The 21,795-nt window shown below is 69.6% G+C and carries 24 protein-coding genes; 9 read left to right on the top strand and 15 right to left on the bottom strand.

What is annotated here, in order from left to right:
- Nucleotides 1-5 precede the first annotated feature (5 nt).
- Both LH076_RS04770 and LH076_RS04765 read left to right on the top strand, forming a co-directional pair.
- A complete protein-coding gene (locus LH076_RS04770; protein WP_227782857.1) occupies nucleotides 6-950 on the top strand; it encodes a carbohydrate ABC transporter permease in 945 nt (314 codons plus the stop codon).
- A complete protein-coding gene (locus LH076_RS04765; RefSeq protein WP_227782856.1) occupies nucleotides 947-1,870 on the top strand; it encodes a carbohydrate ABC transporter permease in 924 nt (307 codons plus the stop codon). The genes LH076_RS04770 and LH076_RS04765 overlap by 4 nt, the downstream gene beginning before the upstream one ends.
- An 8-nt stretch (nucleotides 1,871-1,878) precedes the next feature.
- Here LH076_RS04765 and LH076_RS04760 read toward each other — a convergent pair whose 3' ends face one another.
- The 7 genes from LH076_RS04760 to LH076_RS04730 form a co-directional block, all read right to left on the bottom strand.
- Complete coding sequence (locus tag LH076_RS04760; protein WP_227782855.1) at nucleotides 1,879-3,261, bottom strand: GH1 family beta-glucosidase; 1,383 nt, start codon at nucleotides 3,259-3,261, stop codon at nucleotides 1,879-1,881.
- A gap of 46 nt (nucleotides 3,262-3,307) precedes the next feature.
- Nucleotides 3,308-4,624: a S1C family serine protease gene (locus tag LH076_RS04755; RefSeq protein WP_227782854.1), complete on the bottom strand. Its 1,317-nt coding sequence runs from the start codon at nucleotides 4,622-4,624 to the stop codon at nucleotides 3,308-3,310.
- An 87-nt stretch (nucleotides 4,625-4,711) separates the two neighbouring features.
- The gene (locus tag LH076_RS04750) at nucleotides 4,712-7,702 is read right to left on the bottom strand and encodes a UPF0182 family protein (RefSeq protein ID WP_227782853.1); all 2,991 of its coding nucleotides are present in this window, start codon (nucleotides 7,700-7,702) and stop codon (nucleotides 4,712-4,714) included.
- Nucleotides 7,699-8,199, bottom strand: a complete 501-nt coding sequence (locus LH076_RS04745) for a PPA1309 family protein (protein ID WP_227782852.1) — start codon at nucleotides 8,197-8,199, stop codon at nucleotides 7,699-7,701. The genes LH076_RS04750 and LH076_RS04745 overlap by 4 nt, the downstream gene beginning before the upstream one ends.
- A gap of 1 nt (nucleotide 8,200) precedes the next feature.
- Entirely contained in the window at nucleotides 8,201-9,256 is a 1,056-nt protein-coding gene (locus LH076_RS04740) for a PDZ domain-containing protein (protein ID WP_227782851.1), read from the bottom strand.
- Between the two features lie 12 nt (nucleotides 9,257-9,268).
- Nucleotides 9,269-9,424, bottom strand: a complete 156-nt coding sequence (locus LH076_RS04735; RefSeq protein ID WP_227782850.1) for a hypothetical protein — start codon at nucleotides 9,422-9,424, stop codon at nucleotides 9,269-9,271.
- A gap of 4 nt (nucleotides 9,425-9,428) precedes the next feature.
- A complete protein-coding gene (locus tag LH076_RS04730; protein ID WP_227782849.1) occupies nucleotides 9,429-9,851 on the bottom strand; it encodes a molybdenum cofactor biosynthesis protein MoaE in 423 nt (140 codons plus the stop codon).
- 23 nt (nucleotides 9,852-9,874) lie between these two features.
- On the opposite strand from LH076_RS04730, the gene LH076_RS04725 reads away from it, so the two are divergent.
- Nucleotides 9,875-11,131, top strand: coding sequence for a zinc-dependent metalloprotease (locus LH076_RS04725; RefSeq protein ID WP_227782848.1), 1,257 nt, complete (start codon nucleotides 9,875-9,877; stop codon nucleotides 11,129-11,131).
- A gap of 3 nt (nucleotides 11,132-11,134) precedes the next feature.
- Here the strand turns inward: LH076_RS04725 and LH076_RS04720 are convergent, their stop codons facing one another.
- Complete coding sequence (locus LH076_RS04720) at nucleotides 11,135-11,800, bottom strand: response regulator (protein ID WP_227782847.1); 666 nt, start codon at nucleotides 11,798-11,800, stop codon at nucleotides 11,135-11,137.
- Nucleotides 11,797-13,419 (bottom strand): ATP-binding protein, encoded by a 1,623-nt coding sequence (locus LH076_RS04715; RefSeq protein ID WP_227782846.1) that lies wholly within the window; start codon nucleotides 13,417-13,419, stop codon nucleotides 11,797-11,799. The genes LH076_RS04720 and LH076_RS04715 overlap by 4 nt, the downstream gene beginning before the upstream one ends.
- A gap of 122 nt (nucleotides 13,420-13,541) precedes the next feature.
- On the opposite strand from LH076_RS04715, the gene LH076_RS04710 reads away from it, so the two are divergent.
- Genes LH076_RS04710 through LH076_RS04695 form a run of 4 tightly spaced genes read left to right on the top strand, consistent with a single transcriptional unit; the run spans nucleotide 13,542 to nucleotide 16,792 of the window.
- The gene (locus LH076_RS04710) at nucleotides 13,542-14,348 is read left to right on the top strand and encodes an ABC transporter ATP-binding protein (protein ID WP_227782845.1); all 807 of its coding nucleotides are present in this window, start codon (nucleotides 13,542-13,544) and stop codon (nucleotides 14,346-14,348) included.
- Nucleotides 14,338-15,141, top strand: a complete 804-nt coding sequence (locus LH076_RS04705) for an ABC transporter permease (protein WP_227782844.1) — start codon at nucleotides 14,338-14,340, stop codon at nucleotides 15,139-15,141. The genes LH076_RS04710 and LH076_RS04705 overlap by 11 nt, the downstream gene beginning before the upstream one ends.
- A gap of 27 nt (nucleotides 15,142-15,168) precedes the next feature.
- A complete protein-coding gene (locus LH076_RS04700; protein ID WP_227782843.1) occupies nucleotides 15,169-16,197 on the top strand; it encodes an ABC transporter substrate-binding protein in 1,029 nt (342 codons plus the stop codon).
- A gap of 25 nt (nucleotides 16,198-16,222) precedes the next feature.
- On the top strand, nucleotides 16,223-16,792 hold the full coding sequence (locus LH076_RS04695) for an NUDIX hydrolase (protein WP_227782842.1): 570 nt from the start codon (nucleotides 16,223-16,225) through the stop codon (nucleotides 16,790-16,792).
- Nucleotides 16,793-16,798: 6 nt separating this feature from the next.
- On the opposite strand, the gene LH076_RS04690 is transcribed toward LH076_RS04695, so the two are convergent.
- A complete protein-coding gene (locus tag LH076_RS04690) occupies nucleotides 16,799-17,350 on the bottom strand; it encodes a M48 family metallopeptidase (protein WP_227782841.1) in 552 nt (183 codons plus the stop codon).
- 2 nt (nucleotides 17,351-17,352) lie between these two features.
- Nucleotides 17,353-18,396, bottom strand: coding sequence for a PHP domain-containing protein (locus LH076_RS04685; protein ID WP_227782840.1), 1,044 nt, complete (start codon nucleotides 18,394-18,396; stop codon nucleotides 17,353-17,355).
- A gap of 469 nt (nucleotides 18,397-18,865) precedes the next feature.
- On the opposite strand from LH076_RS04685, the gene LH076_RS04680 reads away from it, so the two are divergent.
- Both LH076_RS04680 and LH076_RS04675 read left to right on the top strand, forming a co-directional pair.
- Nucleotides 18,866-19,024: a DUF5679 domain-containing protein gene (locus LH076_RS04680; RefSeq protein ID WP_227782839.1), complete on the top strand. Its 159-nt coding sequence runs from the start codon at nucleotides 18,866-18,868 to the stop codon at nucleotides 19,022-19,024.
- Nucleotides 19,025-19,230: 206 nt separating this feature from the next.
- Complete coding sequence (locus LH076_RS04675; RefSeq protein ID WP_227782838.1) at nucleotides 19,231-20,073, top strand: hypothetical protein; 843 nt, start codon at nucleotides 19,231-19,233, stop codon at nucleotides 20,071-20,073.
- A 15-nt stretch (nucleotides 20,074-20,088) separates the two neighbouring features.
- On the opposite strand, the gene LH076_RS04670 is transcribed toward LH076_RS04675, so the two are convergent.
- The 4 genes from LH076_RS04670 to LH076_RS04655 all read right to left on the bottom strand — a co-directional run bounded on the left by LH076_RS04670 (nucleotide 20,089) and on the right by LH076_RS04655 (nucleotide 21,769).
- On the bottom strand, nucleotides 20,089-20,862 hold the full coding sequence (locus LH076_RS04670; protein ID WP_227782837.1) for a VOC family protein: 774 nt from the start codon (nucleotides 20,860-20,862) through the stop codon (nucleotides 20,089-20,091).
- Nucleotides 20,863-20,903: 41 nt separating this feature from the next.
- A complete protein-coding gene (locus tag LH076_RS04665) occupies nucleotides 20,904-21,068 on the bottom strand; it encodes a hypothetical protein (RefSeq protein ID WP_227782836.1) in 165 nt (54 codons plus the stop codon).
- A gap of 54 nt (nucleotides 21,069-21,122) precedes the next feature.
- Nucleotides 21,123-21,467 carry a WhiB family transcriptional regulator gene (locus tag LH076_RS04660; protein ID WP_321573730.1) on the bottom strand — a complete coding sequence of 115 codons (345 nt, stop codon included), beginning with the start codon at nucleotides 21,465-21,467 and terminating at the stop codon, nucleotides 21,123-21,125.
- A 137-nt stretch (nucleotides 21,468-21,604) separates the two neighbouring features.
- Complete coding sequence (locus LH076_RS04655) at nucleotides 21,605-21,769, bottom strand: hypothetical protein (protein ID WP_227782835.1); 165 nt, start codon at nucleotides 21,767-21,769, stop codon at nucleotides 21,605-21,607.
- Between the last annotated feature and the right edge of the window lie 26 nt (nucleotides 21,770-21,795).

Raw genomic sequence — 21,795 nt, 5'->3', positions numbered from 1 at the left:
GTCCCGTGTCCACAGCAGACAAGCTGCTCCAGGCGCTGATCATCATCGCCATCTTCTTCGCGGTGATGGCAGTGATCCTCGCGGCGACCTCCCGACTCCATTCGCGGGTCGGGGAGATCATCCAGTCGTTGGCCTTCGTGCTGCCGGCGTCCCTCCTCATCGGTGTCGGGCTGCTCTATCCGGCGCTGAACTCGATCTACCTCTCCTTCAAGGACCGTTACAGCCAGAACTTCGTCGGGATCGACAACTACAAGACGATCTTCACCGACGCGGACCTGCTGCGCGTCCTGCTCAACACCGCCATCTGGGTGGTGGTGACACCGATCGTCGCCACGCTCATCGGGCTGGTCTACGCCGTGCTCGTCGACCACGCGCGCTTCGAGAAGACGGCCAAGGCCGTGATCTTCCTGCCGATGGCGATCTCGCTCGTCGGCGCCTCGCTGATCTGGAAGTTCGTCTACGACGACAAGATCGGCATCCTCAACGCGACCACCGACGCCCTCGGCCTCGGCCGCCACCACTGGCTGATCAACGATCCGTGGAACACCTTCTTCATGATCGTGATCCTGATCTGGGTCCAGGCGGGCTTCGCCATGACCGTCCTCGCGGCCAGCATCAAGGCGATCCCGTCCGACATCGTCGAGGCCGCCCGCCTCGACGGCGTGGGCGGCTTCAAGATGTTCCGCTACATCACCGTGCCGAGCATCCGGCCGACCATCGTCGTCGTGCTCACCACGATCACCATCACCACGCTCAAGGCCTTCGACGTCGTCCGCCAGACCACCGGCGGCAACTACAAGACCAGCGTGCTCTCCTACGAGTACTACCGGCAGAGCTTCCAGTCCGCCAACTGGGGCCTGGGCTCCGCGCTCGCCGTCCTGATCTTCGTCCTGGTCCTCCCGGTCGTGATCTACAACATTCGCCAGATGCGTCAGGTGGAGACCCGATGACCAGCACCCCACTCACCCAGGCCGTCGTCGCGCCCGAGCCGACCCCCAAGGCCGGCGCAGCCGCCCGCAAGGCGCTCTCCAACCCGTGGGCCTCCCTTGCGGCGTTCGTCATCGCGGTCTTCTGGACCATCCCCACCGCGGGCCTGCTGATCTCCAGCTTCCGCCCCGAGAACGAGGTGAAGAGCACCGGGTGGTGGCACTTCTTCAGCTCGCCGCACCTGACCCTCGACAACTACAAGTCCGTCCTCAGCGGCTCCGGTGACGCCTCGCTCGGTCCGTTCGTGATCAACTCGATCGCGATCACGCTCCCGGCCGTCATCATCCCGATCTTCCTTGCCACCATGGCCGCCTACGCCTTCGCGTGGATGGACTTCAAGGGCAAGAACATCCTCTTCGTCGCGATCTTCGCCCTCCAGATCGTCCCGCTGCAGGTCACCCTCGTGCCGCTGCTCAAGCTCTACGGCAACCTCGGCCTCCAGGGCCAGGACGCACCCGCCGGCGGCTTCTACTCGCTGTGGCTCTCCCACACGATGTTCGCCCTGCCCCTGGCGATCTTCCTGCTGCACAACTTCATGCGCGAGATCCCCGGCGAGCTGATCGAGTCCGCCCGGATCGACGGCGCCACCCACCCGCAGATCTTCCTGCGCCTGATCCTGCCGCTGATGACGCCGGCCATCGCCGCCTTCGGCATCCTGCAGTTCCTCTGGGTGTGGAACGACCTGCTCGTCTCGCTGGTCTTCGGCGGCTACCAGATCTACCCGATCAACGCCCAGCTCGCCGCCCTCGCGGGCACCCGCGGCTCCGCGTGGCACCTTCTCTCCGCTGGCGCGTTCGTCTCGCTGATCATCCCGCTGGTCGTCTTCCTCGCCCTGCAGCGGTTCTTCGTCCGCGGCCTGCTGGCGGGCTCCGTCAAGGGCTGATCAGCCCTTCAACTGGCTGAGTCCTTCAACTGCGATTGCAGCCAGTAGTACGACGCCTTGGGGATCCGGTCCTTGGTGAGCGGGTCGATCCCGACGATGCCGAAGTACTTCGTGTAACCCTCCGCCCATTCGAAGTTGTCCAGCAGCGTCCAGCAGATATAGGCCCGTACGTCGGCCCCGGCCTCCCGCGCGCGACGGGTCGCCTCGATGTGCGCGTCCAGGTAGGCGATCCGGTCCTGGTCGTCGACGATGCTGACCCCGTCGCGCTCGATGCGGTCGTGGTCGTCGTACGCGGCGCCGTTCTCGGTGACCATGAGGGGCAGGCCAGTCCGCTTGTGCGTCTCGATGAGGAGCTCCTCGAGACCGCGGGGCTCGACCTCCCACCCGATGTCGGTGCGCGGGTCGCGGACGACGAAGGTCACCGGCTCGGCGCCGGGGTACCCCTCGGTCTCGGGATGGACCGCCTGGCCCGGCGCCGGCGGCGCCGTCGGGCCGGGACGGACCGGCGTGTAGTAGTTGATGCCGAGCCAGTCGGCGGAGCCCTTGATCAGCTCGAGGTCGCCCTCCTGGACGAGCTCGGGATCGGCCAGCTCGGGGGCGACACGGAGTAGGCCGTCGTCGTACGCACCGTCGATGAGCGGGTCGAGCCAGACCCGGTTGCGGATCGCGTCGATGCCGTCGGCCGCCTCCGGCGAGCAGTCCTCCTCGGGCCAGATCGGGGCGAGGTTGTGCACGATGCCGACGTCCTCGCAGCCGGCCGCGTGCAGGCGCTGCGCCGCGACGCCGTGGCCGAGGTTGAGGTGATGGGCGACGCGGTGCGCCTCTCCCCCGAGCTTCAGGCCCGGCGCGTGCACGCCGGCGGCGTAGCCGAGGTACGTGGCACACCACGGCTCGTTGTGGGTCGCCCACACCTTGACCCGGTCCCCGAGGCGGTCGTGGACGACCATGGCGTAGTCGGCGAATGCGTAGGCGGTGTCCCGGTTGAGCCAGCCGCCCTTGTCCTCCAGCGCCTGGGGCAGGTCCCAGTGGTAGAAGGTGCCGGTCGGCGTCACGCCGCGCTCCAGCAGTGCGTCGACGACGCGGTCGTAGTAGTCGAGCCCGCGGGGCTCGACGTCGCCGGTGCCGGCGGGGATGATCCGCGGCCACGCCACGGAGAACCGGTAATACTCGGCGCCGAGGTCGCGGAGCAGGTCGGCGTCCTCGGTGTAGCGGAAGTAGGAGTCGGGCGCGTCCTTGCCGTCCTTGCCGTCCTTCACGGCACCCGGCTTCGCCGCGAAGGTGTCCCAGATCGAGGGCCCGCGACCGCGGATCGTGGTCGCGCCCTCGATCTGGTACGACGCCGTGGCGGCTCCGAAGTGCAGACGGTCACCGTCAGGCAGGAAGCGAGTCATGACCGGCAGTTTAACGATCCAATGTGACCGCTGTCATAGGGCGCGCTCACGCAATGGGACCCGTACCGAGCGTCACCGTCGCGCTGTGGCTCGCGCCATCGGCGTCGGTCCACGCGACCTTCACGCGATCGCCGGGAGCCGTGGCCGCGACGAGGTCGTGCAGCGCGCTGGCCGACGTCACGGCGTGGCCGTCGAAGGAGGTGATCGTGTCGCCCACCTCGAGGCCCGCACGGTCAGCAGCCTCGCCGTCGGCGACCTCGGCGACGACGGCCGTCGACGAGGTCTCGTCCAGGCCGACACCGAGGTAGCCGGGGTAGCCGTAGGTGATGCCCGCCGCGGTGGAGCCGTCGAGGATCTCGTCGACGAGGGTCTCCACGGTCGCGATGGGGATGGCGTAGCCCTCGACGGTGGTGCCGCCGCTGGAGGCGGCGACGTTCATCCCGACGACATCGCCGTCGGAGTCGAGGACCGCACCGCCGGAGTCACCGGGGACGATGTAGGCGTTGAGCTCGATCAGGTCGGAGAGGTTGCTCGACCCGCCGTCGTCGTCCTGCACGGTGATGTCCTGGTCGAGCGCAGCCACGGTGCCCGGGGAGGCGGTGAGCGACCCGCCGTCACCGTTCGCGTCACCGACCGACGTGATCGTGTCACCGGTCTGGGCAGCCTGGTCGGAGAGGTCGACCGGCGTCAGGCCGCTGGCGTCCTTGAGTTTCAGGACCGCCACGTCGGTGGTGGCGTTGCCACCGACGTACGTCGCCGTGTAGGTCTTCCCGGTCGAGACGACCGTGACCTTGACCGACGTCGCGCCCTCCACCACGTGGTGGTTGGTGACCACGACGCCGCTGGAAGTGAGTATCATCCCGGTGCCGGCGGCTGTGCCGTTCGACAGCGTGGAGGTGATCTCGACCAGGCCGGTCGACTGGGCCGAGGTCGCGTCGCTGGTGGTGTCGGCCGTGGCCCCGGTGCCGGGGTCCGTGCTCTGACCGCTCTGGCCACTCCCCGAGGCGCCGAAGCCGCCGTAGCTCCCATAGGTGCCCGACGAGCCGTAGCCGCCGTATGTGCCGGAGCCGTACCCGTAGCCGGGCTGGCCGTAGCCGGACCAGCCGGTGCTCTGCGTGGAGGAGTCAGTCGTCGGCGCGGTCGCGCTCGACGCGACCGACGTGCTCGACGGGGTCTGGGCGTGCTCGACCAGCGCGGTGGTGGTGCCCGCGACCCCGCAGCCGACGGCGAAGGCGGCGGTCGCCGCCATGGCGATCCGCCACCGGAGCCGGCGCGATCGGCCGGTGCGGGCAGACGGCGGCGGACCACTGGGCCCGGCGGGGAGGGATGGTCCGATCGGCTCGTCGTACTGGAGGTCGCTCATGGCAACGATGCCGCCGAGCGACTCTGAGGGAACGCTGGCGTCGTGCCAAGCGACGCCCGCGAATCAGCAGAGGAAATGCTGAGAGCCTCAGCCGCCCATCTGCTCCACTGCGGCGGCGACCTTGGCCTCCGCCTGCTTCAGCAGCGTCTCCCGCTTGGTGTAGTCACCTGCCCGGCCGGCCTGGTCGGCCTCGGTGAAGAGCTCCTGCGCTTGGGCGAGGAGCTGCTTCGGCGTCGCGGTGCCTGTCGCCGGAGAAGTCGGTGATCCGCTCGGGGACGCACTCGGTCCTGTCGTGGGCTTCGCCGTCGGCGTACCTGAGGGAGTGGGGGTGGACGGACTGCCGCCCTCGAGCGCCGAGGCGAGGGCCGCCTGGAGGGTGGTGCCGTAGCCGACGTTGCCGTTGTAGGAGGCCAACACGTAGGCGAGGACCGGATACGGCGACGTCGACGCCTGCTTGGCGTAGACCGGCATCAGGTAGACGAGGCCGTGCGACGAGGTCGGGATCGTGAGCAGCGAGCCGTAGCTCAACAGGTTGTTCCGTGTGTAGGGCAGCAGCGCCTCGGCGACGTCTGCGTCGTTCCTCATGTTCGCCGCGACCTGACGGGGGCCCTGCGTCTGCTGGTCGGGCCGCTCGAGCACGTCGATCTTCCCGTAGTCGTCCGAGGTCGCATCGGAGTTGACCGTCATCACCGCCGACAGGTTGTTGCGGTCGTGCGGGGTGAAGGTGGTCGAGAGGGACCAGACCTCGGCGTTGGTGGACGCGGCTTCGGGATCGTCGAGGAACAGGCGGTACGGCGGCTGCAGCGTCGTCGAGGTGACGCCCGCGACCGGGTTCGGGTCGGTGGGCACGTCCCACCAGTCCGAGCCGTTGAGGAACGCTCCCGCGTCGGTGACGTGGTACTTGGCGAGCTGGTAGCGCTGCACCTTGAAGAGGTCCTCGGGGTAGCGCAGGTGCGGCGTGAGCCAGTCCGGTATCGCCGACTTCGGCAGGACGGTGCCCGGGAAGACTTTGGCCCACGTCTTCAGGATGGGGTCGGACTCGTCCCAGGCGTAGAGCGTCACGGTGCCGTCGTACGCGTCGACCGTGGCCTTCACGGAGTTCCGCATGTAGTTGATGTCGTCGGTCGGCACCGGCCGCAGCCCGTTCGTCTCCTGCTGGAGGGAGTCGTTCGTCATGGTCTTGAACGACTCCTTCTCCGAGCCCGGGTAGCGGTCCGTCGTCGTGTAACCGTCGAGGACCCACGTGATCCGGCCGTTGGCCACGACGGGATACGCGTCGTCGTCGAGGGTCAGCCAGGGCGCGACCTTCTCGACGCGCTCGCGCGGGGTGCGGTTGTAGAGCACCTGCGAGTTGTCGTTGACCCGCTCGGACAGCAGGAAGTTCGCCGAGTTGAACTTGACCGCATAGAGCAGCCGACGCCAGGTGGACCCGATCGGGACGCCCCCCTTGCCGTCGTACGTCGTCCGCGTGTCGTCCTCGTCCGAGGCACCGGACGTCGAATCGGTCGAGGAGCTCGTCGACGAGCTCGTCGGCAGGTCGAGCTCGACGGCCTTCGCCCCGGCAGGCCGGCCGACGACCGAGTAGGAGTTCGACTCCTCGCCGAAGTAGATCCGCTGCTCGAACTTGCCGGGCCCTGCCGAGACGAGGTCGTTCTCGTCGGCCTGGTTGCCCTGGGCCCACTGGATGTCGACGGACTCCTTGTCATCGCTGAGCGGGCGCTGGTTGGCGTAGGCCGCGATCACGCCGGAGCCGTGGGTGTAGACCGTGTGGAGGTTGGTCCAGTTCTTGTCCGAGGCGGAGATGTTGTCCTGGTCGAGCTCACGGGCCGCCAGCACCAGGGCGCGGTCCTTGCCGTCGATCGTGTAGCGGTCGACGTCGAGGACGGGCGCGACCTCGTAGTAGGCACGGCCCTGCTGCTGCTCCTCGAAGAGGTCCTTGACGAGCAGCGGGTCGACGATCGGCGCGGAGCTGGTCTCGGTGTCGAGCTGCTTGGCCTGCGCCGCTCCCCCGGCCGTCGCGTCGGCCGTGTAGTCGGAGACCTTCACGTGTGCATCGTCGATGGCGTAGGCCTCACGGGTCTGCGCGATGTTCGTGGCCTGGTAGGAGTTCTCCTTGTCCAGGCGGCTCGGGTTGACCTGGACGGTCTGCACGATGGCGGGCCAGATCAGGCCGAGCAGGACGGCACTGATCGCCATCAGGGCCACGCCCACACCGGGCAGCAACCACGTGCGCCGCCAGATGTTGACCAGGAAGAGGACCGCACAGATCAGGGCGATGCCGGCCAGCGTCGACTTCGCCGGGAGGACGGCGTGGTCGTCGGTGAACCCGATGCCGGTGAAGAGCGTCGACTGGGAGTTGGTCAGGTCGTAGCGGTCGAGCCAGTAGTCGGCGGCCTTGGCGAGCACGAAGACGGCGAGCAGGACCGAGATCTGGATCTGGGCCGGGCTGGAGAGACGGTCACCGGGCGACTGCAGGCGGATGCCGCCGTACAGGTAATGGACGAGGACGTTGCCGAGCAGCGCCACGATCGAGGCGGCCAGGACGAAGGAGACGACCATGTGCAGCCAGGGCAGGTCGAAGACGTAGAAGCCGATGTCCTTGTGGAAGTACGGGTCCTTCTGGCCGAACGGGGTGCCGTGCGCCCAGAGCTCGAAGGTGCGCCACCGGGTGGCGGCCGAGATGCCCGCGAAGGCCCCCGCGACGAGGGCGACGCCGACGAGGAGCCAGGTGCGGATGGGGTTCACGGCGTCGCGGTAGCGCTCCAGGCCGGACTCGAGCTGGGCGGGATGGAGGAACGGACGCGTGCGGAAGGCGACGCCCATGGCCACCCCGAGCGCGAGCGCCATGACCACGCCGAAGCCGAAGAAGAGACCGACGCGGACCCAGAAGACCTTCGTGAAGACGCTGCCGTAGCCGAGCGTGGAGTACCACAGGTGGTCGGTCCACACGCCGGCGAAGGTCGAGAGCGCGAAGAGGATGACGAGGAGCGCGATGATCGCCCAGATCACGATCCGCGTGCGCCGCGAGACCCCCTGGACGGGTCGACTGTCGGCGGGATCGTCGAACAGGTCACTCACGGTGTGTCCTCGGCGTCGGCTTCAAGCACTGCATGAAGGAGTTCAACGAGCTGAGGGACCAGATCCTCCCCGACCGCGACCGCCTCGGGCCGATCGTGGTCGCGTGAACGGACCGCACAGTAGGCCGCTCCCCCACGCGTGACACCGGCGACCACCCGGACGTGTTCGTTGTCGTCCTCCTCCGTGCTGGCGTCGGTGGCCTCGGCGGGTCGCTCGACGACGACGGCGATCCCGGCGACGGAGTCGGGGAACGCCAGGGTGGGCAGGACCTCCTCGACCGGCCGGGCGAACTGGTCCTGCTCGATCGGGGTGAGGCTGCCGTCGGCCGAGGCGTCGTCGGCGAGCCCGAGCATGCTCGCCAGGGTCGGCTCGCTGGCGATGAACGCTGCCGTGTCGACGAGGGCGTAGAGCGTGGCCGGGCGGTCCCAGCCGCCCTCCGAGGCGTGCGCCTCGAGCTCCATCACGACGGCGGCGAGGGCGGGATCGGTCTCGAACATGTCAGGAAGCTGCCTTGCAGGTCGGGAGGGTGGCGTCGTGGTTCTTCACCCAGGTCTCGATGGAGGTGCGGGCGTCGTGCATGGTCGTGACCTTCACGAGCCGGATGTGGTGCTCCTTGGCGTCGACCGCGCCGACGGCCTCGTCGCAGTTCTCGGAGGGCACGAGGAAGAGCTTGGCGCCGTCGCGGGTGGCGCCGGCGATCTTCTGCTGGATGCCACCGATCGCACCGACCGAGCCGTCGGGCTCGATCTCGCCTGTGCCGGCGATGCGGTTGCCGCCGGTGAGCGAGCCGGGGGTCATCGTGTCGTAGATGGCCAGGCTGAAGATCAGGCCCGCGCTGGGACCGCCGATGGCCGGGTCGATGTTGACCTTGACGTCCACCGGGAGGTCATAGCCGACCCCGACGCTGGCACCGATCCGCGGCACACCGTCATGGTCGGTCGGGGTGACGGTCACGGTCTGCTTCTTGCCCGCCCGCTTGATCACCATCGACAGTGACTTCCCGGCCGGAGTGGCGCGGATCAGCTTCACCATCGCGTCGGCATCGGACGCGTCATGGCCGTCGATCGAGAGCACGATGTCGCCGGCCTTGAGGATGCCGTACGCCGGCTCCCCCTTGTCGACTCCCGCGATGGTGGTGACCTGCGGGACCTTGACGCCCGTCTCCTGGAGGGCGATCGCAGTGGCGATGTCCTGGCTCGAGGCCATCTCGGCGGCGCCCTCGGAGCGACTGTCCGTGTCGGACTCGCCCTTCGAGTAGACCGAGCTCCACGGATAGACGGCCGCCTTCTTGTCCAGCCAGGCGGCGAGGAGTTCGCCGAGGTGCATCTTGGTGCCGGGGCTCGTGACGGAGACGGTGACCATCCGGAGCTGGCCGGTGTCGGGATACTCCTTGCCCGCCAGCTCGATGATCGGCTTGTTGCCGTTCTCGCCGAGCACGTCGACGGTGAGGCCGGGCCGGTAGACGACGTACGGGATCGGCTTGAGGAGTACGAAGCCGAGGAGTGCGATGACCAACGGCACGGCGATCAACCCGGCCAAGGTCCGCTGCGACATGGGGACAGACTCTCAGACGCGTGGTCGGCGTCGCGCCAGAGCCTCGCCCATCCGCCGGGCGGCCTCCTCGCGGGTCATCTCCGGCCGCTGGCGACCGACCCAGCCCACCCAGAGCGCGACCAGCACGGTCACCACGACCGGGGGCACGAGCCAGAGCAGGATCAGCATGCCCCTACGGTAGGCCGACCCACTCGTCGGAGCCGTCGGCGAAACGCTGGTGCTTCCAGATCGGCACGCGTGCCTTGAGCGTGTCGATGAGGGCCCGGGTGGCGTCGAAGGTGTCGGCCCGGTGCGCCGAGGCGGTGCCGACGATCACGGCGATGTCGCCCACGTCGAGGGCTCCCGTCCGGTGTACGGCGGCCAGGGCCGTGACCTGGAAGGAGTCGGCGATCTCCTCGGCGACCTTGGTGAGCTCCTCGAGGGCGCTGGGGTGCGCCTCATAGACGAGGCCGCTGACTCCCTGACCATGGTCGTGGTCGCGCACCCGCCCGATGAAGAGGTCGACGCCCCCCGACGTACCGTCCTCGAGAGCGGCGAGGACCTCGGTCACGTCGAGCGGGGTGTCGCGCAGCGCGACGAGTCTCACGGGGTTCACCGGCACGAGATTAGTCTGGTGACATGTCCCAGAACCCCTTCGGCGGTGGCGATCTCCCGTTCGACCTCTCTGCCCTCTTCGCGCAGGTGCAGTCGATGTTCCAGGACTTCGAGGGTCCGATCAACTGGCCCGCGGCCACCGATCTTGCGCGCAAGACCGCGGCGCAGACGCCCGACCCGACGCCGACCGCCGGGCAGTCCTCGGCCGTCTCGGACGCACTGCGCCTCGCCGACCTCTGGATCGACGGGACGACGTCCTTCCCCTCCGGCGTGCAGACCGCCCAGGCCTGGTCGAAGGCCGACTGGCTGGTCAACACCTTCGACGTGTGGCACGGCCTGATCACCCCGGTCGCCGCCTCCTCGGTGAACACCGTCTCGACCCAGATGCCCGAGGAGCTGCGCCAGGCCGCCGGCCCGATGGTCGGCTTCCTGGGCAAGGCGATCGGCGCGATGCTCGCCCAGCAGGCGGGACAGGGGCTGGGCACCCTGGCCGGCGAGGTGCTCGCCGGCTCCGACATCGGCATCCCGCTGTGCGCCCCGGGCCGGGCGGGCATCCTCACCGGCAGCGTGAAGGCGTTCGCCGAGGGCCTCGAAGGAGTCACCGAGGCCGACGTACTGCTCTATGTCGCCCTGCGTGAGGCGGCCCACCAGCGGCTCTTCGCCGGCGTGCCGTGGCTGCGCTCGCACGTGATCGACACCGTGACGGCCTACGCCCAGGGTGTGGAGGTCGACCTCAGCGCGATCCAGCGCAATGTCGAGGAGAAGCTCTCCGGGCTCAACCCGATGGACCCCGCCGCGATGCAGTCGCTCATCGGCGATGCGAGCCTCTTCGCAATGGAGCCGTCGGCGGCGCAGAAGGCCGCCCAGGAGCGGCTCGAGATCGTGCTCGCGCTGGTCGAGGGCTGGGTCGACGAGATCGTCACCGAGGCCACCGCCGGCCGGATGCCCGCGGCTGCCCAGATGCAGGAGGCGTTCCGTCGTCGTCGTGCCGAGGGCGGCCCGGCCGAGCAGACCTTCGCGACACTCATCGGCCTGGAGCTGCGTCCTCGCCGACTCCGCGACGCCTCCACGCTGTGGGGCTCGCTCCGCGCCCGCCAGGGCGCCGAGGCGCGCGACGGTGTGTGGATGTCGCCCGCGCTCCTGCCGACCTCCGCCGACCTCGACGACCCGCTCGGCTTCCGCGAGGGTGCCGACTCCGTGGCGCTGAGTGACGAGGAGTTCGACGCCGGCCTGCAGGCGCTGCTCGAGGGAGATTCCGGCAACACCACCGACGAGGAGTAGTGCTCAGCGCCGCCAGGCGTACTCGTGCTCCGGGCGACCGGTGCTGCCGTAACGCAGCCTGAGGTCGACCCGGCCCGCCCGAGCGAGGTCAGAGAGGTAGCGCTGCGCCGTCGCGCGGGAGACGCCGGTGGACTCAGCCACCGCGATCGCGGTCAACGGCTCGCCTGCCGCACGCAGGGCGTCGACGACGGCCTCGGCAGTGACCGCAGAGCGACCCTTCGGCAGTGGCGCGACCGCGGCATCGCCCTCGTGCAGGACCGCGAAGGCGCGGTCGACGTCCGCCTGCGACAGGCCGCCCGCCCCGGCGAGCTGGGTCCAGCACCGGGCGAAGGCGTTGAGCTTCGCGATCAGGAGGCCCGGAGGGAACGGCTTGACGACGACGTTGAGCGCCCCCGCCGCCATCGCCCGGCGCACCGTCGGGGCGTCGTTGGCGGCCGTCACCAGGATCACGGCCGTGGCACCGAGCCGGCCGGCCAGATCCGTCCCCCGGCCGTCCGGGAGGTACTCGTCGAGCACAACCAGGTCAGGACTGAGCTCGGCGGCCGCGCTCAGCGCGTCGACAGCGGAGTGACTCATGCCGACCACCTCGAAGCCGGGGACCTGTCCGACCAGGGCGGCGTGGACGTTCGCGACGCGGAAGTCGTCATCGACGATGAGGGCGCGGATCATCGGGTCGCTCCCGAGAGTTCGTCCTGCGGAGCAGGCGCCAGCACGTCACGCAGCCTCGCGGTGAAGCTCGCCCCGGCGAGCGGGCCGCCGGGATCCGCGAGCGTGACGTCCCCGCCATGAGCGCGTGCCGTCAGCCGTGCCACCGACAGGCCGATGCCGTGGTCGATCGTGCCGCTCTCCCGGGTCGTGAAGCCCTGACGGAAGATCCGCCCCACATCCTCGGGCGGTACGCCGTCACCACTGTCGGCCACGTGCAGCACGAGGTCCCGGCCATCCGACACGGCGGTCACGTGTACCTCTGCCGGTCGGCGCGGACCGGCCCCGGCCGCCCTCACGGCGTTGTCGATCAGGTTGCCCAGCACCGTGACGACGTCGAGCGGGGCGGTGAGCACGCCGTCGACGTACGAACCGGAGACGTCGATCCGCACACCCGCCTCGGAGGCCAGGGCCGCCTTGGCGGCGAGCAGTCCCGCCAAGTAGGGCTCGCCGACGCCCGAGGCGCCCGACAGGTCGCAGGTCAGCTCCTCGAGGTAGTGGCCCGCTTGGTCGACGTGGCCGAGGTGGAGCAGCCCGCCGAGTGCGTGCAGGCGGTTGCGGTGCTCGTGGTGCTGGGCGCGGAGGGCGTCGGTCAGGGCACGCGTCGCCTCCAGCTCGCGTGCGGCGTCGTCGAGGTCCGTGCGGTCGCGGAGGGTCAGGACGTGGCCCAGGTCGTGGCCGTCACGGCGCACCGCGATCCGGTGGGCGACGACCACACGGTCCCCCAACACGCACGTGGTCCCGGCCGGTGCGGGCTCGACGAGCAACAGCGCCTCGATCACCTCGGGGAGGCCGGCCTGCTTGAGCTTCACGCCACGCTCGGGGGCCACACCGAGGAGCCGCCGTGCCTCGCCGTTGACGACGGTCACCCGCCCGTGTGCGTCGACGGCGATGATGCCGTCGCGGATGCCGCCGAGCACGGCGGCGTGCTCGCGCACGAGGTCGGCCATCTCCTCGGGCTCGAGCCCGAGCGTCGTACGCCGCAGCCGACGGCCCTGCGAGACCGCTCCCAGGACACCGACCGCGAGGGCGCCCAGGGCGACCAGCCCCAGCACGAGGAGCAGTTGTCGGGTGCGGGCGTTGACGGCGCCCATCGAGATCCCGACGCTGACCTCTCCCACGATGCGGCCGTCGTCGGTGCGCAAGGGCACCTTGCCGCGGGCGGACATCCCGAGGGTCCCGCGCTCGACGAGAGCGACGTCCCTCCCCGCCAGCGCCGCATCCGGACTGGTGCTCACCAGCTCGCCGACGTTGTCCTCGTTCGGGTGGCTGTACCGGACGCCGCGACGGTCGGTGACGACGACGTACAGCGCACCCGTGCCGCGTCGGACCCGCTCGGCGGCGCGCTGCACCGGCCCGTCGACCGTCGGCCCGCCGCCGCGGACCTCATCCGCCAGTCCCGGCTCCTGCGCGACGCTCCTCGCGATCGCCAGCGCGCGCTCCTCGTACTCCTGCGAGAGGTCGTGGCGGAGCACGAGCGTCCCGCCGGCAAGCAGGAGGAGGACCACGGCGAGGAGGAGCCCGACGAGGAAGGCGACGTTCCTGGCGCTGAAGGTCCAGCGCCGATGTGACGGGCGTAACACGAACGGCAGTCTAGGTTCACGCCACCGCGTGAGCACTATGCGCACAACGGGGCTTGTGGGTTCAACGTCCGCATCGATCACAAGACTGTGACTGCCGTCACAGCGGCCCTAGCGTCCGGCGCATGAGTGAACACGCCATCGCCCTGCGCGATGCCACCAAGCAGTTCCCGCACCGGGCGGGAGGAACCTTCACCGCCATCCGCGACGTCACCATGGACGTGGCCAGCGGTGAGTTCGTCACCGTCGTCGGCCCGACCGGCTGCGGGAAGTCCACGACCCTCTCCCTCGTCTCAGGCCTCGAGCCCGCGACCCACGGCACCGTCACCGTCAACGGCTTGCCGGTGCACGGGATCCCCGACGGCGTCGGCTACATGTTCCAGACGGACGCGATCCTCCCGTGGAAGACGGTGCTCGACAACGTCGCCCTCGGCCTCCGCTACCGCAAGCTCCCCGCGAAGGAGGCCAACGCCCGCGCCCGGGACTGGATCCAGCGCGTCGGCCTGACCGGCTTCGAGGACCGCTATCCCCACCAGCTCTCCGGCGGCATGCGCAAGCGCGTCGCGATGGCACAGACCCTCATCACCGAGCCGAGCGTGCTTCTCATGGATGAGCCCTTCGGCGCCCTCGACGTCCAGACCCGGGAGCTGATGCAGGACGAGCTGCTCCGGCTCTGGTCCGGCTCCGGTGCAGCGGTCGTCTTCGTCACCCACGACCTCACCGAGGCGATCGCCCTCGCGGACCGCGTCATCGTCATGACCGCCGGCCCGGCCACCGTCAAGGACATCGTCACCGTCGACCTGCCTCGACCCCGCAAGGTCGAGGAGATCCGCCTGACCGAGGAGTTCACCGAGCTCTACCGCCGCGTCTGGGACAGCCTCCGCGAAGAGGTCGAGATCACCCGAGCCCGAGGAGCGAACAATGTCGCGTAAGAACCGCTCGTGGAGCGTCTATGCCATTCGGGCCCTGCTCATAGCAGCGTGGCTCGGCTCCTGGGAGCTGTGCGCCCGCACCTTCATGAACCCCTTCCTCTACTCGATGCCGAGCGACATCTGGACGAAGCTCGTCTCCTGGTTCAGGGACGGCACCTCGCAGGGATCGATCTGGGAGAACATCTGGGTCACGCTCGAGGAGGCCGCGGGCGGCTTCATCCTCGGTGTGATCGCCGGCATCGTGCTCGGCGTCTTCCTGGGCCGAGCGCCCTTCCTCGCCGAGGTCCTCGCGCCCTTCATCAAGGCGGCCAACGCGATCCCCCGGATCGTCCTCGCCTCGCTCTTCGTCATCTGGTTCGGACTCGGCCTGCAGTCGAAGATCGCGACGGCCTTCGTCCTGGTCTTCTTCGCCGTCTTCTTCAACGCCTTCCAAGGAGCGCGCGAGGTCGACCGCACCCTCATCGACAACGCTCGGATCCTCCGTGCCGACCGCTGGGCGTTGATGCGCACCATCGTGCTGCCGAGCGCCACCAGCTGGATCCTCGCCTCGATGCACGTCGCCTTCGGCTTCGCGCTCATCGGTGCGGTCGTCGGCGAGTTCACCGGGGCCGATCGGGGCATGGGCCTGCTCATCTCCCACTCCCAGGGCAACTTCGACTCCGCCGGCGTCTACGCCGGAATGCTCGTGATCACCGCGGTCGCCCTGATCGCCGAGTGGCTGATCACCCAGCTCGAGAAGCGCCTCACCTCCTGGCGCCCGCAGACCTCCTCCTCCAGCGCCGCCGGCGCCTGAGCACCCTCCCAAGGAAGAAGAACCAGAATGAACCGCAAGTCCCGCATCGCCGCCGCTGCTGGCCTCGTGCTCGCCACCTCCTCCCTCGCCGCCTGTGGCGGAAACTCCTCCGCCGGCGACTCCGGCGGCACCGTGACGATCATGGTCGGTGGCATCGACAAGGTGATCTACCTGCCGGCGATGCTCACACAGCAGCTCGGCTACTTCAAGGACGAGGGCGTCAAGGTGAAGCTGATGACCGAGCCGTCCGGCGCCAACGCCGAGACGGAGCTCGTCGCCCACAAGGTGGAGGGGGTCGTGGGCTTCTACGACCACACCGTCACTCTCGCCGCCCAGGGCCAGTGCGTGGAGAGCGTGGCCCAGCTCGCAAAGGTGCCCGGTGAGGTCGAGATGGTCTCGACCAAGGCGTCGGGGATCACCGGGGCCGGCGACTTCAAGGGCAAGAAGCTCGGCGTCACGTCGGCCGGCTCGTCCACGGACTACCTCACCCGCTACCTGGCGACGAAGAACGGCGTGGACCCGAAGGACTACACCACCGTCAACGCGGGTGCGGGCTCGACGTTCGTCGCCGCGCTGCAGCAGGGCGCGATCGACGCCGGCATGACGACCGACCCGACCGTCGAGACCGCCCTCAACCAGGGTGTCGGCAAGGTCCTCCTCGACATGCGCACCGAGGAGGGGACCAAGGCGGCGCTCGGGGGCCTCTATCCCGCCGCGTCCCTCTACATGGACTGCGACTACGTCAGGGACAACCCCAAGACGGTGCAGAAGGTGACCAACGCCTTCGTGAAGACGCTCAGCTGGATCGGCTCCCACTCCGCCGCCGACATCGCGGCGAAGATGCCGGCGGACTACGCGGGTGGCGATGCGGCGACGTACGAGAAGGCGATCGATTCCACCAAGGGCATCTTCACGACCGACGGGGTCATGCCGTCGGACGGCCCGAAGACCGTCTTGGACGTGCTGGGCACCTTCTCCGATGTGGTCAAGCCGAAGAAGGACTCGCTGGACCTGTCGAAGACCTACACGACGACGTTCGTCGACGCGGCCAAGTGAGTCGTTGCGCGGCAGACTCGGCCGGGTGACCGCCACCCTCCGCTCCTCCGCGCTCGGCACGCTCGCCTCCTGGTCGGCCCCCACGGTCGACCAGGAGGCGCTTCGTGTCCGGTACGTCGACTACCTGGCCGGACACCCCTCCGGAGTCTTCCGCGAGGACCGGCCACATCACCTGACGGCCTCGACCCTCGTGCTGTCGGCCGACGGCGGCAGCGTGCTGCTGACGTTGCATGCCAAGGCGCAGCGGTGGTTCCAGTTCGGCGGCCACCTCGAGCCGGCGGACGAGACGTTGGTGGCCGCGGCGACACGTGAGGCGACCGAGGAATCGGGGTTGGCCGGCCTCGTCCTCGATCCGGTCCCCGTCCAGCTCTCCGACCACGAGGTGCCGTTCTGCGGTGAAAGCGCCGACGGATCTCCCGTGCACCACCTCGACGTGCGCTTCCTCGCGGTCGCCCCTGCTGGTGCCGTCCATGCGGTGAGCGAGGAGTCGCTCGATGTGCGCTGGTTCCCGATCGACGCGTTGCCGACCGAGGACCCGGACATGCACGAGCTCGTCGGGCTGGCGCTGGCCCGTTGTGGGCTCGCCAGTCTCTGAGCTCTCTCAGTCGAGCTCTTCGAAGTCCTCGGGATCCTCGCCGGGAGGCGCGTCCAGCTTCGCGGCGGCGGACCACCCGAGCAGGTAGCCCTTCGCGCGCTCGGCCTGCGGGAAGCGGTCGACCCAGCCCCAGAAGCGGGCGTTGTGGTTGGGCTCGAAGAGGTGCGCGAGCTCGTGGATGAGCACGTAGTCGATCACCCAGCTGGGCATCCCCTGGAGCCTCGCACTGAGGCGGATCGAGCGGTCACCCGGCGTACAGCTGCCCCACCGGGACTGTTGGTTGTCGACCCAACGCACGCTCTCGGGAATGGCGATCCCGCCGAGATAGCGGTCGGACAGTCCCAGCGCGCGCTTCATCAGGTCGTCGTCGGTGGGCTTGCGCTTGCGCTCGGACTTCTCCAGCCGGGCGACCATCTGTTCGACCCAGTCCCGCTCCTCCTTCTTCGAGAGCCGGTCCGGGATGAGCACCACGATCTTCTCGCCGTCGCGATAGGCGGAGACGGTACGCCGGCGACGCTTGCTGCGTCGCACCTCGACCTCGGGAACCTCCGCCACCATGGTCAGACCCTAGGCGTTGCCCACGCCAGCAGCCGGTCACGTGGCCAGGTGTTGACGATCCGATCGGGATCGATCCCCAGCTCCTCGGCCCGCTCGCAGCCGTAGACCTGCAGGTCGAGCTGGCCGGGCGCGTGCGCGTCGGAGTCGATTGAGAAGAGGCAGCCGACCTCCATCGCCAGCTCGATGAGGCGGGTCGGCGGGTCGCGCCGCTCGGGGCGGGAGTTGATCTCGACGGCGACGTCGTGGGCCGCGCACGCCTCGAAGACGGTGCGGGCGTCGAACTGGGACTCCTCGCGCCGGCCACGTCCGCCGCCCATCAGCCGGCCCGTGCAGTGCCCGAGCACGTTGGTGAAGGGATTCTCGACGGCCGTGACCATCCGGCGGGTCATCAGCACCGCGTCCATCGCCAGCTTGCTGTGGACGCTCGCGACGCGGACGTCGAGCTGCGCCAGCATCTCGTCGGTCTGGTCGAGGGCGCCGTGGTCGAGGATGTCGACCTCGATCCCCTTGAGCAGCCGAAAGGGTGACTGCTCACCGTCGAACTGCTCGTTGATCGCATCGACGATCCCGAGCTGTCGCGTCAGCCGCTCGACGGAGAGGCCGTTCGCAATCGTGAGCCGTGGGCTGTGGTCGGTGAGGACGAGGTAGTCATGGCCGAGCTCGGCGGCCGTGCGGGCCATCTCCTCGATCGGGGAGCCGCCGTCGCTCCAGTCGCTGTGCGAGTGCAGGTCCCCGCGGAGGCCCTCCCGGACCGCTTGGCCGGACGAGGTCAGGGGACCGCCGTACGCCTCCTCGGTCGTCCGCAGCCGGTCGGGGACCTCGCCGCGCGCGGCCTGCGTGATGACCGTCGCGGTGGTCGCACCGATCCCGTCGAGCTCCTTGAGCGTCCCGGCGGTGACCCGGGTCTCCACTTCCTCCTCACTCAGCCGCCCGAGGGCGGCCGCCGCGGCGCGATAGGCCTTGACCTTGTAGGTGTCCTCGCGGGCCCGCTCGAGCAGGAACGCGATCCGACGCAAGGCCGACACGGCCTCTTCACGAGGTTGCACGTTCACAATTTTTCCTCCACACCTGAGGATGACACGTCTGCGCAGGTCACCCCGGCGGGTCGGGCCGCGATGTGAGCTCTCGTGCACACCTCTGTCCCGAGGTTCTCCACCGCCGCCACGGCGTTTCGCACAGGCTGTCCACAGGCCCCTCCACAAGGCCCGGGCCGAACGCGTTGACGGCACCCTCCCCGCCTCCTAGGTTTCTTCCTCAGATGAGACCCCCGGCGCCGCCGGACGTCCTGAGCAAGGGGAAGGCCCAGGACGATCCAGGACACCGGGGGTCTCGCCTTTTTCGGGCGGTCCTCCACGTGGGGATCCACGCTCAGACACGCGGGCCCTGAGCGTGCGTCACGCGGGTGAGTGCCGTAGGGTCGACACGGCTCTGCGGCACAACGCGGGGCTTCCGGCGGGCTTCCCCATCCATGACCCCCGCCGCGACGACCAAATGAAATATGGCAAGGAGGCCGTCATGGCGGAGACCTGGAGCGGCGAGTTCTACTGCGTGAAGTGCAAGGAGAAGCGCGAGGCGACCGGCGAGATCAAGGTCAACGACAAGGGCACCAAGATGGCCAAGGCCGTCTGCCCGGTCTGCTCGACCAACCTGAACCGCATCCTCGGCAAGGCCTGAGCGAGCGAGAGCAGTGCCGCGCTTGCGCGTGCACTGCCGAGCGAGCGAAGAGCCACCACGCGCAGCGTGGTCGGTCTGATTCACGCCTTTCCCAGCTTGGGCGGCGGCACTCCTCCGGGAGTGCCGCCGTTCGGCGTTTCTGGGCCGGCGCATCGCCTGTGGATGACGGGCATCCTCACAGGCGGATCCGTGGCACCCTCCCGCGCATGACCTCCCGTCCCGTGCTGCGCCCCGGCTTCGCGCCGGTGCGGCGCAGCGAGCATGAGCTGCAGGTCGGCTTCGGGCCTGACGGTGTCGTCGTCCCCGACGTTCCCGCCGTACGTCGCCTGCTCGACCTCCTGACGGACGCCGGTCGTCCCTGGGCCGAGCCGGACGAGCTGGCCGCGGTGCGAGCGCTGCGAGACCTGACCATGGGCGGAGCCGTGGTGCCGGAGCCGTCGACGGTCATGGAGCAGCGGCTGGCAGCACTGCACGGCCCGACCTGGCCGAGCCGTGCCGTGGCCCGTGCCTCCGCGGATGTCACGGTCACGGGGCCGACGGCGCTGACCGCGGCCTTCCTCGGGCTGCTGGCGGGCGAGGGCGTGTCGGTGGACGCACACTCGCGTGCCGACACCGCCGGTCGCGGGCTTGGGGTGCTGCTCGCTGAAGGCCCGGTCCGACGGGACCTCCTCGACGGCGTCCAGCATCCGACGCTCCCGGTCTCGGTGCTTGCCGACCGATGGGAGGTCGGCCCCCTGGTCGTGCCGGGCCGGACGGCCTGCCTGCGGTGTGTCGACGCGACACGGAGCCAGGCCGATCCGCGCCTGCCGTGGGTGGTCGACCAGGCGGCGCGGGCGGCCACGAGCGCACCCGCCTCACCGGTGACGACGCAGCTGGGGCTCGCGCTCGCGGTGCGGGAGGTGCTGGCGTGGGTCGATGGCGACGTGCCGTCGTCGTGGTCGGCGACGCTGACCGTCAGCGCGGTCGGTGCTCCCGTGCGCACCGAGTGGTTGCGACATCCCGACTGCGGCTGCGCGTGGGACGTCGTGCTTGCCGACGAGCTCGGCTAGACACCGGCCCCGGAGTCAGATCGCGTCGGGCGGCACCGCGCCGGTCAGCAGGCCGCTGTCCGGCTCGCGCTGGGTGAGGCAGGCGGTGAGCCCGCCGGGGGTGTCGAGGACGGTCCAGCGCGGGCCTTCGCCGACGGTGCGGGCACCGAGCGCCTCCCAACGGGCGATCTCGGCCGGGCAGTCCTCGGCCGAGACGTCGAGGTGAGCTGTGGAGTCACCTTCGAGGCGGCGCTGGAGGAGGACACGCAGCGGCCAGCTGCTCGGTGTCCACAGCCGGGCCCACTGGTCGTCGGCGTCGATCCGCCAGCCGGTGAGCGCACCCCAGAAGGCGACCTCGGACTCCCAGTCCTCGGCGCTGCCGATGTCGAGGCAGGCCTGGTCGACGCGCGAGCGGCCGCCCGGCCAGGCCACGGGCGGCGCCGGCTCGGGGGCCTCCTGCGAGGAGTCGCGCGGGATCAGGCAGAAGGGCACGTGTCCGGGCGACTCCATGATCGCGTGTGACGTCCGGGTGACGAGCCGGGCGCCGACCGACTGGGCATGGGAGACCGCGGCGGACAGGTCGGTGACGGAGACGTCGAGGTGGACCCGTGGGTCTGCCTCGTCGTCGCTCCCGAGCCGCTGCAGCCACAGGTGGGGCGTGCCCACCTGCGGCTGCAGGACGGCGTAGTTGGGATCGTTGAACGGCGGCAGGTTCGGGCGGTAGCCCGTCACTGCGCCCCAGAACGCCTTTCCCTGACCGAAGGTCTCGTCGGGAAGGTCGATCGTGGCGGTGAGCCAGGTGATCTCCATGTCAGCTGACGTTAGCGGTCATGCGTGGCATGGACCCGGGCTCACAGGGCGCGGGCAAGCGCGAGGCGCGCCTGCTGGGCGGCCTTCTCGGCCTTGCGGCTGAGGCGACGGGCGCGGGCGATCTCGTGGGAGCGTCGCTCGGCTCGTGCCTCCTCCAGGCGCGCGGCACAGTGGGCGCGTGCCAGGTCCTCATGGATGAGGTCCATCTCGGTACTCCTGAACGGTCGTTGAAGCTTGGATCGGAAAACTGGTCGGACGGGTCACGCGGCGGCGTCCTTGCGGGGGCGGCCGCGGGGCCGCTTGCGCGGGATCACCACGCCGGAGAGGAAGAGCTCGCCGCCCCACACGCCCCACGGCTCGCGACGGCTGAGGGCGCCGTCGAGGCAGAGCGCCTGCACCGGGCAGTCCGTGCAGAGCGCCTTGGCCTCCTCCACGTCACTCGGTGACTCGGCGAACCACAGCTCCGGGTTGTTGACCCGGCACGGCAGCAGCTCGCGGCTGACCTTGTCCGCCTCGGCGTGCAAGAGACCCAGGGTCGGGTCCTCGCCCGTGGCGAGCCCAGCCTCGAACACCTGGTGGGTGCGGTCGAGAACGCTGGTGGTCATGACTCCTCCTTCTTCTTCCTTCGATGTGCGCTTCTATGTCGTGAATGGGGTCGGGCCCGCGTTGGCCAGGGAAACGAAAAGGCCGCGGATCCCGGTGTTCGGGTTCCGCGGCCTGGAGGCTGCTGATCGTCTCTGTGTCAGGAGATCAGTGGGCTCCAGGTGGAAGAACCCGAGGGAGTCGTCGTGCCGGTCCAGAAGGCGTTGCGGCCCTCGCGACGGAGGGAGGCGGCGCCGAGAGCGGACACGACGTTGTGCGACGGCTTGACATCAGCCATCGCGATCACGATCTGGGTCTTCTTCATGGGGCCACCTCCTTCGGCGAGATAAA

Source organism: Nocardioides sp. Kera G14, assembly GCF_020715565.1.
In the GTDB taxonomy this organism is placed as follows: Bacteria; Actinomycetota; Actinomycetes; order Propionibacteriales; family Nocardioidaceae; genus Nocardioides.
The sequence above is the reverse complement of the archived record's forward strand: the minus strand, read 5'-3'. Positions and strand labels throughout refer to the sequence as shown.